15 protein-coding genes are annotated in these 13,220 nt (G+C 38.3%); 7 read left to right on the top strand and 8 right to left on the bottom strand.

Going from position 1 to position 13,220, the window contains the following annotated elements:
• Positions 1-13: 13 nt before the first annotated feature.
• The 4 genes from NP781_RS16595 to ytzI all read right to left on the bottom strand — a co-directional run bounded on the left by NP781_RS16595 (position 14) and on the right by ytzI (position 1,731).
• Positions 14-1,054, bottom strand: a complete 1,041-nt coding sequence (locus NP781_RS16595; protein WP_221681075.1) for a metal ABC transporter solute-binding protein, Zn/Mn family — start codon at positions 1,052-1,054, stop codon at positions 14-16.
• 109 nt (positions 1,055-1,163) lie between these two features.
• Entirely contained in the window at positions 1,164-1,397 is a 234-nt protein-coding gene (gene yidD / locus NP781_RS16590) for a membrane protein insertion efficiency factor YidD (protein ID WP_221681074.1), read from the bottom strand.
• A complete protein-coding gene (locus tag NP781_RS16585; RefSeq protein WP_016992522.1) occupies positions 1,394-1,555 on the bottom strand; it encodes a hypothetical protein in 162 nt (53 codons plus the stop codon). The genes yidD and NP781_RS16585 overlap by 4 nt, the downstream gene beginning before the upstream one ends.
• A gap of 29 nt (positions 1,556-1,584) precedes the next feature.
• A complete protein-coding gene (gene ytzI, locus NP781_RS16580) occupies positions 1,585-1,731 on the bottom strand; it encodes a YtzI protein (RefSeq protein WP_221681073.1) in 147 nt (48 codons plus the stop codon).
• A 137-nt stretch (positions 1,732-1,868) separates the two neighbouring features.
• On the opposite strand from ytzI, the gene NP781_RS16575 reads away from it, so the two are divergent.
• A complete protein-coding gene (locus NP781_RS16575; protein ID WP_221681072.1) occupies positions 1,869-2,186 on the top strand; it encodes a transposase in 318 nt (105 codons plus the stop codon).
• 46 nt (positions 2,187-2,232) lie between these two features.
• On the opposite strand, the gene NP781_RS16570 is transcribed toward NP781_RS16575, so the two are convergent.
• The 4 genes from NP781_RS16570 to NP781_RS16555 form a co-directional block, all read right to left on the bottom strand.
• Positions 2,233-2,904: an AroM family protein gene (locus NP781_RS16570; protein WP_257520394.1), complete on the bottom strand. Its 672-nt coding sequence runs from the start codon at positions 2,902-2,904 to the stop codon at positions 2,233-2,235.
• Between the two features lie 5 nt (positions 2,905-2,909).
• Positions 2,910-4,052 carry an amidohydrolase gene (locus NP781_RS16565; RefSeq protein ID WP_221681070.1) on the bottom strand — a complete coding sequence of 381 codons (1,143 nt, stop codon included), beginning with the start codon at positions 4,050-4,052 and terminating at the stop codon, positions 2,910-2,912.
• The gene (locus tag NP781_RS16560; RefSeq protein ID WP_221681069.1) at positions 4,049-5,119 is read right to left on the bottom strand and encodes an amidohydrolase family protein; all 1,071 of its coding nucleotides are present in this window, start codon (positions 5,117-5,119) and stop codon (positions 4,049-4,051) included. Before NP781_RS16560 ends, NP781_RS16565 begins: the two co-directional genes overlap by 4 nt.
• A 63-nt stretch (positions 5,120-5,182) precedes the next feature.
• A complete protein-coding gene (locus NP781_RS16555) occupies positions 5,183-6,784 on the bottom strand; it encodes an ABC transporter substrate-binding protein (protein WP_257520393.1) in 1,602 nt (533 codons plus the stop codon).
• Positions 6,785-7,003: 219 nt separating this feature from the next.
• Between NP781_RS16555 and NP781_RS16550 the strand changes: the two genes are divergently transcribed.
• From NP781_RS16550 to NP781_RS16525, 6 genes are read left to right on the top strand one after another with little or no spacing between them, the layout of a single operon-like run.
• Positions 7,004-7,966, top strand: a complete 963-nt coding sequence (locus NP781_RS16550) for an ABC transporter permease (RefSeq protein ID WP_004225947.1) — start codon at positions 7,004-7,006, stop codon at positions 7,964-7,966.
• Between the two features lie 2 nt (positions 7,967-7,968).
• Positions 7,969-8,835 (top strand): ABC transporter permease, encoded by an 867-nt coding sequence (locus NP781_RS16545; RefSeq protein WP_004225950.1) that lies wholly within the window; start codon positions 7,969-7,971, stop codon positions 8,833-8,835.
• A 17-nt stretch (positions 8,836-8,852) separates the two neighbouring features.
• The gene (locus NP781_RS16540; RefSeq protein WP_257520392.1) at positions 8,853-9,875 is read left to right on the top strand and encodes an ABC transporter ATP-binding protein; all 1,023 of its coding nucleotides are present in this window, start codon (positions 8,853-8,855) and stop codon (positions 9,873-9,875) included.
• Entirely contained in the window at positions 9,859-10,866 is a 1,008-nt protein-coding gene (locus tag NP781_RS16535; protein WP_257520391.1) for an ABC transporter ATP-binding protein, read from the top strand. The genes NP781_RS16540 and NP781_RS16535 overlap by 17 nt, the downstream gene beginning before the upstream one ends.
• A gap of 44 nt (positions 10,867-10,910) precedes the next feature.
• Positions 10,911-11,864, top strand: coding sequence for a DUF1177 domain-containing protein (locus NP781_RS16530; protein ID WP_221681065.1), 954 nt, complete (start codon positions 10,911-10,913; stop codon positions 11,862-11,864).
• Positions 11,857-13,125 (top strand): M20 family metallopeptidase, encoded by a 1,269-nt coding sequence (locus NP781_RS16525; protein WP_257520390.1) that lies wholly within the window; start codon positions 11,857-11,859, stop codon positions 13,123-13,125. Before NP781_RS16530 ends, NP781_RS16525 begins: the two co-directional genes overlap by 8 nt.
• The last annotated feature ends 95 nt before the right edge of the window (positions 13,126-13,220 follow it).

Below are 13,220 nucleotides of genomic sequence, written 5' to 3'. Positions count from 1 at the left end.
CTCCTTACTCATATTATTGAACGCTTAAAGCTTTTTCTAATGTTTGAATATTTTTTTGCATCAATGTGAAATAGGTTTCTTTATTTTTTTCATCATCAGCTGTTAATACGCTTAAATTATGCAAGACAAGAGATTCTGCACCAACTTCTTTTTGAATAATCTCTGCTAATTTGGAAGAGACGTTTTGTTCAAATAAAATATAGTGAATGTGCAATTCATTTGCTTTGTCTACAATCTTTGTTAATTCCTTTTGAGATGGCTCATTTTGTGAATTCAAGCCAGCAATCGGCACTTGAGTTAAGCCGTATTGACCTGCAATATAGCCAAATGCAGCATGGGATACAAAGAATGTTTTATTTTGTGCTTTGTCAGTCATTGCTTTGAAATCTTGATCTAAATCCTGCATTTCTTTTACTAACGCATCATAATTTGTGTTAAAAGTTGCCTCCTGTGCTGGCATTTTTTCAACTAGTGTGTTTTTAATAGCCAGTGCTAAGTCTTGACTAATTGTAGGAGATAACCAAACATGCGGATCGATATCCCCATGCTCATGCTCATCATGTCCATGTTCTTCAGCTTCATGTTCATGATTGTCCTCTGCTGTACCGTGCTCATGCTCATCATGTGCGTCTACTTCATGTTCTTCATCTTCTGCATGAACATGTCCTGTGCTTACAGCTAATTTTTCATCTGAAACTTCATCAGCAGTTGCCACCATTGTGACATCTTCGTTCGCTAAAGTTTTTTTAGCGTTTTCTACAAAGCCTTCAAGTCCTAAGCCAATATAGAAAAAGATATCAGCATCTGCTAATTTCATCATATCTTTTTGAGTTGGCTCGAAGGTATGTTCATTCGCACCAGCTGGGTATATAGAAGCTACTTCAACATAATCTCCACCAATCCGCTGTGCAAAATAGCTTAACGGATAAACCGTTGTATAAATACTTAATTTATCTTTTTTCTCAGTCTTTTGGGATGTGGACGATTTGTCTCCACAAGCGGCAGTAAATAAAGCAAGAACTGCGACTAACAGTAATACATATAGTTTTTTCATATAAGTAAGATACCTCTCTTAAATAGTAATCATTACGATTTATTTTTTAGAACAGTTATTATGATAACGCACAACTTAAAAAAGTACAAGAAAAAAATGCCCTCCGAAATTAATTCTTTTTCGAAGGCCATTTTTCAGGCACAGGATCAAAGCCACCAGGATGAAATGGATGGCATTTGGATATACGTGTAATGGTTAAGAGGAAGCCTTTGAATCCACCGTGCTTTTGAAAAGCTTCGAGCCCATAAGAAGAACAGGTAGGATGAAAACGACACGTAGGTGGCGTCATAGGTGAAATAAATTTTCTATAAAACTGGATGAGCCAAATAAAGGGGTATTTCATCGTTGCTCTTCCTTTTGCTGAGACGTAAGTTGTTCAGGCTTTGGATCAATTGTTTGTGTAAAAATATTATTTTTTTTCTTCATAATGATAATGACAGAAACACCAAACATTAGCATCATCATCGCAATCATAATGATAATTGGTAAAGGTACGCCCATTTCTTTCACTCCAAATTCAGTAATGGTATTTAATTTTCCTCTTGATGATAGCTTTGCTTCGGTTTTTCATCAACAGTATGTTTAAAGGCATAGGCACGGTTGACACTGATAATTGTCGCAATGGTGATTAAAATAACGATGATAACTGCGACTATTAAGAGCGTAGTTAAACTCATAGTATTCACTCCGTTCTTTATTCATCATACCTATTATAAATTATCTGGTCCTATTAATTGTGAAGGAAGTTTGACATAAAAGCGAATAAAACAACACCTATCACTCCATACTATGGAAAAAGGAGTGAATCGTAAAGATGGATCGTCAGCGCGTATATTTTTCACTTGCCAATAGAACGTATTATACCAACCCATATGCAGGCCCATGGAATTTCGAACTCAATGTAGATCGACAAGCATTAGATGTGTTTGAGAGAATCTTTCAGCAAATGCAACTGTTGGAAATTTCGAATGCATGGCGTGCACAGTTACCGTATTTACAGTATCACCTAGATAGAGAAAATGATGAAATAGATAAAAGATTAATGAAAATCTATGCACTTGTTCATGAATATGGAGATGATGATACGAAGGCATTCGTTGAGCAGCTTCCTTATTTCAATAAGCGTGTCTAGCGAATAGGGGAAAAGGTCACTGAATCAGAAGTGACCTTTTCTTCTATTAACAAATGGCTTTTAAAATTGTAAAAACCGCTTCTCGAGGGACGATGATGGGGATAGTGAGTTGATCTTTAATCATGTTTTTCATTGTTGTGGAATAGCCCATACAATCAAGAATAAGCAAATCAGCTCCTTGCTCTTCTAATTGTTGTGCTTTTGACAATAAATGTTGGTTATCAAAGTGATATGGGGAGCTTGCTGAAAAAGTTACATCGAACTGTGCTTTTTGCCATTTCTCTGCAACCGATTGTTGTTGTTCGGGTTCGGGACCTATTAAACCAATGGCTAATTCTGTATGTAAGCCCTTCACTAAATTAGTCATCATACGATCAGGTAATAAAAGATTTTTATAGGATAATTTATTCGCAAAATCTCCTGTACACATAAGTAGTATCCAAGTGAATTCATGTAGATCATCAATGCAGCTTTGAATATAAGGCATGAGCTTTTGTTTACTGAGCTTTACTTGTCGACCATTGGTAAGAAGTGTTACTAAAACATCTGAGTCCTCACAAGAAGGCGAAAGTGTAGCAATTTCCTCTGAGGAAAGTGAATCCAGTACACCGAATTCATGAACATGTAAACCTGCTTCTCTTAATTGCTGTATATCCTCTGCCATATCTTTACGTGGTGCCTGACCAATTGTTACAACGGCAATTTTCGAATGTTGCATTGCGCTCACTCCGCTTCGTAATATTTTTGTCCATTTACATAAGTTTGTAAAACCTTTGCTTCTGTTTCAAAAATAGGGTGCGACCAAACAACAAAATCAGCATCTTTGCCTTCCTCAAGGCTACCAATGCGGTGATCTAGCTGTACAAGCTTAGCTGCATTGATCGTAATGCTTTTGAGGGCTGTGTCTTCATCTAAACCATAACGAATCGCTTCTGTGGCACAATACTTTAAGTATTGAATTGGTACAAATGGATGATCTGTCATGATAGCAAACGGAATATTATGTTCTTTAAAAATGCCAGCAATTGCTGGTGTAGAATGACGCGTTTCGTATTTAGATGGCGTTAACATATAAGGACCAAGCGTTGCATGGAATCCACTTTCTTTAACGGCATCCACAATGAGATAGCCTTCTGTGCAGTGTTCTAAATGAAGCTTCACATTAAATTCTTTGGCAATTCTAATTGCTGTCATAATGTCATCTGCTCTATGGCAGTGAAGGCGAAGTGGCATGTCCCCTCGAAGAACCTCAATAAACGGGCGTAACTCAGCATTTTGTTTAATTTGCTCAGTTTGTTGTTGTTCATTGAGTTGACTTGCACGTTGGAAACCATCTCGTAAAAGCTGTGCAATGGCCATGCGAGTCATCGGCTTGCGCTTATACTGATTGCCAAAGACGTTTTTCGGATTTTCCCCTAGGGCCCCCTTTAAACCGCTCCGCTCTACTAAAACACGAGAGGAAAGGGTAGGCCCTGCTGTTTTAAGAATGCTCCAAATGCCACCAATGACATTGGCACTACCTGGCCCAGTTTGTACAGTGGTTACGCCACCTTCTAACGCATGTTGAAAAGAAAAGTGTCGGATATCTACACTGTCTAAAGCGTGCATAAGAGGTGTAAAGGGTTCGCTATATTCATTGGCATCATTAATGTCTTCAGTGACTTCAGCCCATGTTCCAACATGGGCATGAATATCAATTAACCCTGGTGTAACATAAGCTCCCTGTAGATCAACTAGCTCTGCTTGTGAGGGGAATTCTTTGGCTGGTCCAATATAGACAATACGCCCATCTTCGATCCATAACTGTTCACAAGTATCGTTCTGCTCATTGACTGTAAGAAACTTCGCATGATGATAAATAATCATTGTGTAAACCCTTCTTCCCGTGCATAAACTTTTGTTCCTTTAATATAGGTTGCGATAACCTGGGCATCTAAATTTAATGGATGCTTATCCCAAATAACAAAATCAGCAAGAAGACCATCACGAATAGCACCTGTTTTATGGGCGATCCCTAGAAAACTTGCAGCCCCTGTTGTGAGAGCATATAGCACGTCCTGGCGTGCCATACCTTCTCTTACAGCTAAGCAACCTTCTAATGTTAGATGAGAGGTGCTACTAACAGGATGATCCGTACAAAAAACGAATGGAATATTGTTCTTAAACAGTTGATGATACAGTTTGGGTGATAGTGCCATCATCTCATTGTGTTCAATATATCGAAATGTGGGACCAGCTATAACCGTATTAAAGGATGTTTCATGAAGGAATGTAACTTCAGTGCCATGGATAATATGAAAATCAAAAATTGACCCAAATTCTTGTTGAAGGCGGCTAACGAATTCAAGATCAACGGCTTTGTGAGCTCGAATAACGATTTTCGTAATGGACGGCTCTTGTTGCTGAATTTGTTGTAATGTTTCTCTTAAAATTTTAGCAATGCCCATACGTGTGAGTGGTTTTTTCTTTTCAGCGAAAAATGTACTTTTTGCCTGATGTCCAATAGAGAAGGAATAAGCCACATCTTTTGAAATAACCATTTCATCAACCGTTGTATGTGTATGATGTATAATAGCCGTTTTTGCACCTATCAAGCTTTTAGGTGAGGGAACAATATGAGATGCCGTCACCCCATGAGAAACAGCTTTTTGAAAAGCAGTATCAAATGGGTATATGCCATCAACTACAGAATATTGCAGATGTGAGTCAAATTCATAGCTATCATCTCCTTCCCAACGAATCCCTATTTCAGCTAGACCGATTTGTGAGCAGCTATCGATAAAACCTGGTGTAATATAGTAGCCATCTAAATCCAACTCTGTTTCAGGTGAATTAGTAGCGGGTTCAAAGTATTGCCCTTGTACTTGAAAAGATTGCTTATTAAAGCTACGAGTCTCAGAATTAAAAACAAGTCCATTTATATAGCGTGTCATCGGATCAAATCTCTCCTTATGAAGAGAAAAGCGGAGACTGGTATCCCCACTTTTCAAGTTTAATTATTTTGTAATGGATACGTTTGTGCCATTTGGATGGACAATTTGTACGGAGTTATCAGCAGAAACCTCAAAGCCCTGTACTTTTTTGTTTACACCTGCAACCGTTTGTGTTGCCTCTAATTCAATACGTGGAACATCAGCTAAAATCAACTTTAATGCTTCTTGGTATAATTTTGCACGTTCTTCTTGCACCACTGTTTCTGATACGGCACGTTCTAATAATTTATCCACTTCTGGATTGCTGTAGCCTTTACCATTTCCTAACGCACCAATTTGATTTGTGTGGAATAATTGATAAAGGAAGAAATAAGGATCTGGGTACCAAGTCCAGCCACCAATATTCATTGGCGCATTACCCTTTGCCACAGTATCACTGTAAGTACCCCATTCAAGCACTTTTATTTCCACATCAATATTTAAGTTCTTCTTTAACTGACTTTGGAAAATCGTTGCGTAAGGAACACGTGCTTCTGATACAAAAATCTCTGTCTTGAACCCATCAGCATAACCAGCCTCTGCTAGCAATTTTTTTGCTTCTTCTGGATTATACTTTGGTACCATATCAACTAACGATTGATCATATCCCCATGAACCTGGTGGTAATGGTAAATAAGAAACATCGCCGCCACCCCATTGGTTAACGCCAGAAATAATTTCCTCTACATTTGTTGCCATATAAATTGCTTCACGAACGCGCTTGTCAGCAGTTGGACCTACTTTGTTATTAAGATCAAGATAAACAATAGATAGACCTGGATTTGTTAAAAGCTCAAGGTTACTATCTTGATTGATGATTTCTCGGTTTTGACCTTTAACATCCATGGCAATATCAATATCACCAGAACGTAATGCGTTTGTCATCATATTTTGATCGGAGATAAATTTCATTGTTAAGTTATCGATATTCGGCTTATCGCCCCAGTAATTACCGTGACGAACTAATTTTACCTCTTGGTCTTTTTTCCATTCAGTTAGTTGGAATGGACCTGTACCAACAAAGTGTTCAGAAAAATTATCGCCCCATCCTTCAACCTCTTCTTTTGGAATAATAATATTCCCTGCATCCGTTAGCATAGCAAGTAGGGCAGCATTCGGTGTAGCTAAGTGAATCTCTACCTCATAATCCGATAACACTTTCACTTCTGTGACACCACTTAAACGATTCATAGCAGATTCTTTAGCAGAGCGTTCTAAAGAGTATTTCACATCTTCAGCTGTCATTTCACGGCCATCCTGATACTGACCTTTTTGGAATTTAACACCTTCGCGTAATTTGAATGTGTAGACTAACATATCCTCTGATACATTCCATTCTGTTGCTAACGATGGGATGATATCAGATAGATCTTTGTTATAAACAACTAACGTATCACCCATTTGACGCATTACCTGTGATTCATAAACCCCTGTATATTTGATCGGATCAAACGTTTTTGCATTGGCTGACAGACCGACATTTAATGTGCCTCCAGAAGTAGCTTCTCCTTCTTTTTCCTCCGTTGAAGTACTTTTCTCATTGTTTCCACCACAAGCTGCTAAAACACCAATTAGTAAAGTTAAAAAGAGTAGTAGTAAAGACTTTCTTACGTTTAATTTCTTCATATGCACTAGCCTCCTTAGTTTTTGTTTCACAATATGAACCGTTGATTCAAAAATGGTAGGTTCGAGATTAAAATTAGCACATTTGTAAACAGAAAGTAAATATAAAATTACAAAGATTCAGAAAAAAATATATTTACAAACAATTATTATGTGGTGTACTATGTGATTATTCACAATATGAACCACTGATTCTAATAATGAAAAGGAGGTCTTGCTAAGATGGGCTCATTTATTTTAAAAAGATTAGTTAACCTCATCCCGACACTGCTAGTAGTAGGAATTATCGTCTTTATTATTACGCGAATGATTCCTGGTGACCCGGCTTCAGTCATGCTTGGACCACAAGCGAGTGTAGAAGATGTAGAGAATTTAAGAGAAGAGCTAGGATTAAATAAATCCATGCCTTCGCAATTTATTTCATATGTAGGAGATCTAGCACAGTTAAATTTAGGATATTCCTATTCTTATAGTGAGTCTGTCATCGGACTTATTCTCGAAAGGTTCCCTAATACAGTGATATTGGCATTGGCAGCGCTGTTAATAGCAGTCGTGATTGGCATCCCAGCAGGAATATTTGCAGCGAGAAAGCAAAATACCATCATTGATTATGTTGTTATGCTTGTGTCGTTAGTTGGTGTATCCATGCCAATTTTCTGGTTGGGCATCATGCTTGTTTTATTCTTTAGTGTTAATCTTGGTTGGTTCCCGGCGACTGGGATGGGGAATATCAGCGATGGACTCTGGACCTATTTGAAGCATTTAATTTTGCCAGCATTTGCTTTAGCAACGATTCCAATGGCGACATTTGCACGGATTACCCGTTCAAGTATGTTAGAGGTTATTTCGCAAGATTATATTAAAACAGCTCGTTCTAAAGGTATTAAAGAATATTTAGTAATTGGTAAACATGCATTTAAGAATGCACTAACACCGATTTTAACCGTGTTAGGAATGCAAATTTCTAATTTACTGGGCGGAGCGGTTTTAACAGAAACAATTTTTAGTTGGCCTGGTATGGGTCGATTAATTGTAGATGCCATTGATAAACGTGACTTTGTAGTCGTCCAAGGTACTGTTATTTTCATTGCGTTTATCTTTGTGCTTGTTAACTTAGTAGTCGATGTACTTTATAAAGTGGTGAATCCTAAGGTCAATTTAGAATCGGATGGGGGGAAAAAATAACAATGACTCAAGCAATCGTCCAAGAAACGAAAAAAAGAAATACCTTATTGCGCAAGTTGCTAAAAAATAAATTAGCGACAATTGGGTTAATCATTGTCACTTTAATGGGTATTGTTGCTATTTTTGCCCCATTGATTGCTACCCATCCACCGAATGAAATGATTGTCGGTAAATCGTTTTTACCGATGAATACAGAAGGACATTTGTTAGGAACAGATAACTATGGTCGTGATTTGTTTAGTCGCTTAGTTTACGGTACAAGAATCTCAATGATTGTTGGGATTGCGGCAGTGCTATTTGGTGCTGTGTTTGGCACACTGCTAGGCTTAGTGGCAGGGTATTTTGGTGGACGCATTGATTCCATTATCATGCGCACAATGGATGGTCTTTTCGCATTCCCGTTTATATTATTAGCTATTACATTAATGACGGTATTAGGGCAAGGACTTGTCAATGTCATTGTTGCGATTGGTATTGCTAATATTCCAGGTTTCGCACGTCTTGTTCGAGGACAGGTGTTAAGTGTAAAAGAGGAAGAATTCGTTGAAGTAACGCATTCTTTAGGTGCTACACATACGAGGATCATTTTTAGCCATATATTACCGAACTGTTTGGCACCTTTAATTGTCTATGGAACGATGAGCACAGCTGGCGCTATCATTTCAGAAGCTGCCCTTAGCTTTTTAGGATTAGGCGTTCAACCACCGACAGCTTCATGGGGCAGTATATTAAAAGATGGCAAAGACTTTTTAGTATTAAATCCCCAAATGGCGACATTTTCAGGCATTTGTATTTTATTAACAGTTCTTGGAATTAACCTATTAGGGGATGGATTGCGCGATGCATTAGATCCGAAAATGAAAGTTTAATGGAAGGGGGTGGAGTCATGACTGAACGTTTACTAGATGTAGAAAACTTAACAGTAGAATTTAAAAGTGGCGGCTCTACAATGAAAGCTGTTAATGAAGTAAATTTACAATTAAATAAGAAGGAAACACTAGGTATTGTGGGAGAGTCAGGATCAGGAAAAAGTGTTACAGCCACTGCTCTCATGCGTTTAATTCCATCTCCGCCAGGAAAAATAACGAATGGAAAAATTCTATTTAATGGCCGCGATTTAATAGGAATTTCTGAAAAGGAAATGCGCAATGTACGAGGCAATGACATCTCAATGATTTTCCAAGATCCTATTACAAGTTTGAATCCTGTATTAACAGTAGGCAATCAAATTATTGAAGTGATTCAAGCACATGAAACAATATCGAAGAAAGATGCTGCTATCAAAGCCGTTGATATGTTAAAAATGGTTGGGATTCCTGAGCCAGAGAAACGATTAAAAATGTATCCTCACGAATTTTCAGGTGGAATGCGTCAGCGTGTCATGATTGCTATTGCCCTAGCTTGTAACCCGAAACTACTCATTGCTGATGAGCCTACAACTGCACTAGATGTAACTGTACAAGCTCAAATTCTTGATTTAATGAAAAAATTACAACAAGAACACGATACAGCCATTATTATGATTACGCACGATTTAGGTGTGGTTTGGGAGCTATGTGACAAAGTAAATGTTATGTATGCAGGTCGTACAGTAGAGTCTACTACAACAAGACAGCTCTATGAAAAACCTTTACATCCCTATACGTGGGGATTATTAGAGTCTCAAATTACAATGGGGACACAAGAGCAACAAAGGCTGCCAGCTATTCCAGGTAGTCCGCCAGATTTAACAATGCCACATAGTGGCTGTCACTTCTCAGCACGATGTCCTTTAGCAACAGATATTTGTCGTAGTAAGGTGCCTGACTTAGTGGAAGTACAGGACAACCATTTTGTAGCCTGCCATTTACAAGCAAAAGATCAAATTGTCCCAAGGAAGGAGGGAATTTTTAATGCAACAGTACAATGAACTTGTCTTAAAGGTAAGTAATTTAAAAAAGCATTTTCCCATTAAAAGTTCAATTCCTTTTAAAAAACCAACACAATTTGTGAAGGCGGTAGATGGTGTAAGTTTTGAGTTATATAAAGGCGAGACACTGGGGATTGTGGGAGAGTCGGGGTGTGGTAAATCGACAGTCGCCCGTTTAATCAACCAGCTAATTTCACCAACAGAGGGAATAGTTGAATTTAAGGGAACGGATTTAGCAAGCTTAAATTCAAAAGATATCCGCTCTGCTCGAAAATCCATCCAAATGGTTTTCCAAAATCCTTATGCATCACTCGATCCTCGTAAAACGATTGAATATCTTATTGCTGAGCCATTAGTGATTCATGGGATTGGTGATGAGGCATCCCGTAAAAAGCGAGTAGTTGAATTACTTGAAACGGTCGGATTAAGTGCCTACCATGCAAAGCGCCATCCACATGAATTTTCTGGTGGACAGAGACAACGCATTAATATTGCTCGGGCTCTTGCACTGAATCCAGATATTGTGGTGTGTGATGAACCTGTTTCCGCATTAGATGTCTCTGTACAGGCTCAGGTTATCAATCTATTAAAAGATTTACAGAAAGAATTCGGTTTAACCTATATTTTTATTTCACATGATTTGAATGTGGTGAACTACATGTGTGATCGTATTGCTGTCATGTATTTAGGGAAAATAGTGGAAATTGGTTCATACAAGGAAATTTATGAGAAACCTCAGCATCCTTATACAAAAGCCTTGTTATCGGCCATACCTAAGGAAAATCCTTTTGATAAAAAGGACCGTATTATTTTATCTGGCGATGTTCCAAGCCCTGTTAATCCTCCGAGTGGCTGTGCATTCCATAAGCGTTGTCGTTTTGCTACAGAAAAATGTGCAGAGGTCCAACCGACACTTGATACAGTATCAGCTACACATCAAGTATCGTGTCATTTATTTAAGTCGATACAGCAAGAAGTATCATCCATTTAACGAAAGATAAAATTTATTGAAGCAGAAAAAGGAGCGGACTGATTATGTCATTGAAGCATGTTATTGAATTATACGAGGTAATGGATAGTATTTATGTAAACGGAGACACGATTAAAGAGTATTTACACAATATTGATTCCACAGCAGATGTCAAGGTAAAAACTATTCAAGGCGAAAGCGGCTCAACTGATTTTGTTCGCGTCCTCGTGAAAGGAAAGAACGGTAAATCCTCTGGCGGGAATGCACCTACATTAGGAATTATAGGACGATTAGGTGGTATTGGAGCACGCCCTGAAATGACAGGCTTTGTATCAGATGGAGACGGTGCACTAGCATGTCTGGCAGGAGCAGCCAAAGCTATTGATATGGCCTTAAAGGGTGATCAACTAGAGGGTGACGTTATTTTCTCCACACATATTTGTCCAACAGCTCCAACCTTACCACATGAGCCAGTGCCATTTATGAACTCTCCAGTGGATATTAGTGTCATGAACGAAAATGAAGTAGAAGATACAATGGATGCTATTCTATCCATTGATACAACAAAAGGCAATCTAGTATGTAACCATAAAGGATTTGCTATAACTCCAACTGTCAAAGAAGGTTACATATTAAAAATTAGTGATGATTTATTGCACGTTTATACACAATCTGCTGGCATTTCTCCAGTTGTTCTGCCGATCACGATGCAAGACATTACACCATATGGGAATGGTTTATTCCATATCAATAGTATTTTACAACCAGCAGTTGCAACATCTAGCCCTGTTGTAGGTGTAGCGATTACAACTGAATCTGTTGTGGCAGGCTGTGCAACAGGTGCAACCCATGTCACAGATGTAGAAAATGTTGTGCGATTTGTGTTAGAGGTAGCAAAAACTTATGGTGCTAATAAATGCTCTTTCTTTGATGAAACACAATTTACACATATGAAAGGCTTATATGGTAGCATGAGTCATTTACAAACGAAAGGAAAAGAGGTACACACACATGAATGATTTACAAGCACTTAAAGCTCAATTAGTAGATGCAGTTGAAAATCATCAAGATGAATTGATAGCGTTTTGTTCAAAGCTCATTCAAATTCCAAGTGTCAATCCTCCGGGGGATACGACTGAAATAACAGCTTTTATCGAAAATTATTTAAATGAAGTAGGCATTACTTATCAAAAATATGAAGCTGCAGATAAAATGTTTAATTTAGTAGCTTCTATTGGAAATGGGGAAGGAAAAGAACTCGTTTATTGTGGCCATACCGATGTTGTTCCTGTCGGTGATCTATCAAAATGGGATTTTGATCCGTTTTCAGGAGAAGTGAAGGATGGCTGGATGCTTGGCCGTGGGGCGAGTGATATGAAAGCCGGTTTAGCAGGTATTATTTTTGCAACAAAGCTATTAAAGAAACTGAACATTGAACTACCAGGGAAATTAACTTTGGCGATCGTACCAGATGAAGAAACTGGCGGTGAATTCGGTGTTCCTTGGCTGTTAGAGCGAGGCTATGTGCAGGGAGATGGTTGTTTAATCGCTGAGCCCTCTTCACCTTTAAACCCAACCATTGGACAAAAGGGCTCTTACTGGTTTGAATTAGAGGTGCGTGGGGAACCTGGTCATGGAAGTCTATCACCATTGGCTGGACGAAATGCCATTGTCGATGCAATTCGAGCTATAGAAGAGATTCGTACACTATGGGATGTAGAAATCACAATTCCTGAAGAGGTACAGCTACTTATTGAGGTATCAAAAAAATACATGCGTGAAGTGGAGAAAGATCGCTTGAAATATCAAGAAGTTTTAGAGAAAATTACTGTAAATATTGGTACAATTGAGGGAGGTACGAAGTCAAACGTAATCCCAGATTACTGTAAGGTCCAGGTCGATTGTCGTTTACCATTTGGTATTACACAAGAAGAAGTAACTGAAATCTTGACAACTAAACTAGATGGCTTGGCTATGGATTATTCAATCCAACGTTTTGGCTTCAAAAGCGTAGCCAATTATACGCCTGCTGAAAATCCTGTTTGCCAATCGATAGTGGAAAATATATCGTATGTGACAGGGCAAGAGGCATATGGTGTCATGCAATGGGCAAGCAGTGACGCTCGTCATTTCAGACAATATGATATTCCTGTATTGCAATACGGCCCAGCTTATTTACCAAGTATTCATGGTTATAATGAAAAAGTGCGTGTTGAGGATATCGTACGCTGTGCAAAAGTTTATATAACTGCTGCTGTTGATTTCCTATATCAAAAGTAAGAGATTAGCTACTCTCTTACTTTTGATAAAGTGATATCAGGTGCTGACGGCTGCTAAATCTGTCAATTATTTCCCCCTTAAGAGAGAGATTTGCA

It is taken from the genome of Lysinibacillus sp. FN11, assembly GCF_024628845.1.
GTDB lineage: Bacteria > Bacillota > Bacilli > Bacillales_A > Planococcaceae > Lysinibacillus > Lysinibacillus capsici.
Note: the sequence above shows the minus strand (reverse complement) of the source record. Positions and strands in the feature narration are given on the sequence as shown.

Coding starts and splice junctions, on each gene's coding strand:
- NP781_RS16555 (WP_257520393.1), bottom strand. CDS start 6,784: ATGAAGAAATTAAACGTAAGAAAGTCTTTACTACTACTCTTTTTAACT.
- NP781_RS16560 (WP_221681069.1), bottom strand. CDS start 5,119: ATGACACGCTATATAAATGGACTTGTTTTTAATTCTGAGACTCGTAGC.
- NP781_RS16595 (WP_221681075.1), bottom strand. CDS start 1,054: ATGAAAAAACTATATGTATTACTGTTAGTCGCAGTTCTTGCTTTATTT.
- NP781_RS16565 (WP_221681070.1), bottom strand. CDS start 4,052: ATGATTATTTATCATCATGCGAAGTTTCTTACAGTCAATGAGCAGAAC.
- NP781_RS16570 (WP_257520394.1), bottom strand. CDS start 2,904: ATGCAACATTCGAAAATTGCCGTTGTAACAATTGGTCAGGCACCACGT.
- NP781_RS16575 (WP_221681072.1), top strand. CDS start 1,869: ATGGATCGTCAGCGCGTATATTTTTCACTTGCCAATAGAACGTATTAT.
- yidD (WP_221681074.1), bottom strand. CDS start 1,397: ATGAAATACCCCTTTATTTGGCTCATCCAGTTTTATAGAAAATTTATT.
- NP781_RS16530 (WP_221681065.1), top strand. CDS start 10,911: ATGTCATTGAAGCATGTTATTGAATTATACGAGGTAATGGATAGTATT.
- ytzI (WP_221681073.1), bottom strand. CDS start 1,731: ATGAGTTTAACTACGCTCTTAATAGTCGCAGTTATCATCGTTATTTTA.
- NP781_RS16585 (WP_016992522.1), bottom strand. CDS start 1,555: ATGGGCGTACCTTTACCAATTATCATTATGATTGCGATGATGATGCTA.
- NP781_RS16545 (WP_004225950.1), top strand. CDS start 7,969: ATGACTCAAGCAATCGTCCAAGAAACGAAAAAAAGAAATACCTTATTG.
- NP781_RS16535 (WP_257520391.1), top strand. CDS start 9,859: ATGCAACAGTACAATGAACTTGTCTTAAAGGTAAGTAATTTAAAAAAG.
- NP781_RS16550 (WP_004225947.1), top strand. CDS start 7,004: ATGGGCTCATTTATTTTAAAAAGATTAGTTAACCTCATCCCGACACTG.
- NP781_RS16525 (WP_257520390.1), top strand. CDS start 11,857: ATGAATGATTTACAAGCACTTAAAGCTCAATTAGTAGATGCAGTTGAA.
- NP781_RS16540 (WP_257520392.1), top strand. CDS start 8,853: ATGACTGAACGTTTACTAGATGTAGAAAACTTAACAGTAGAATTTAAA.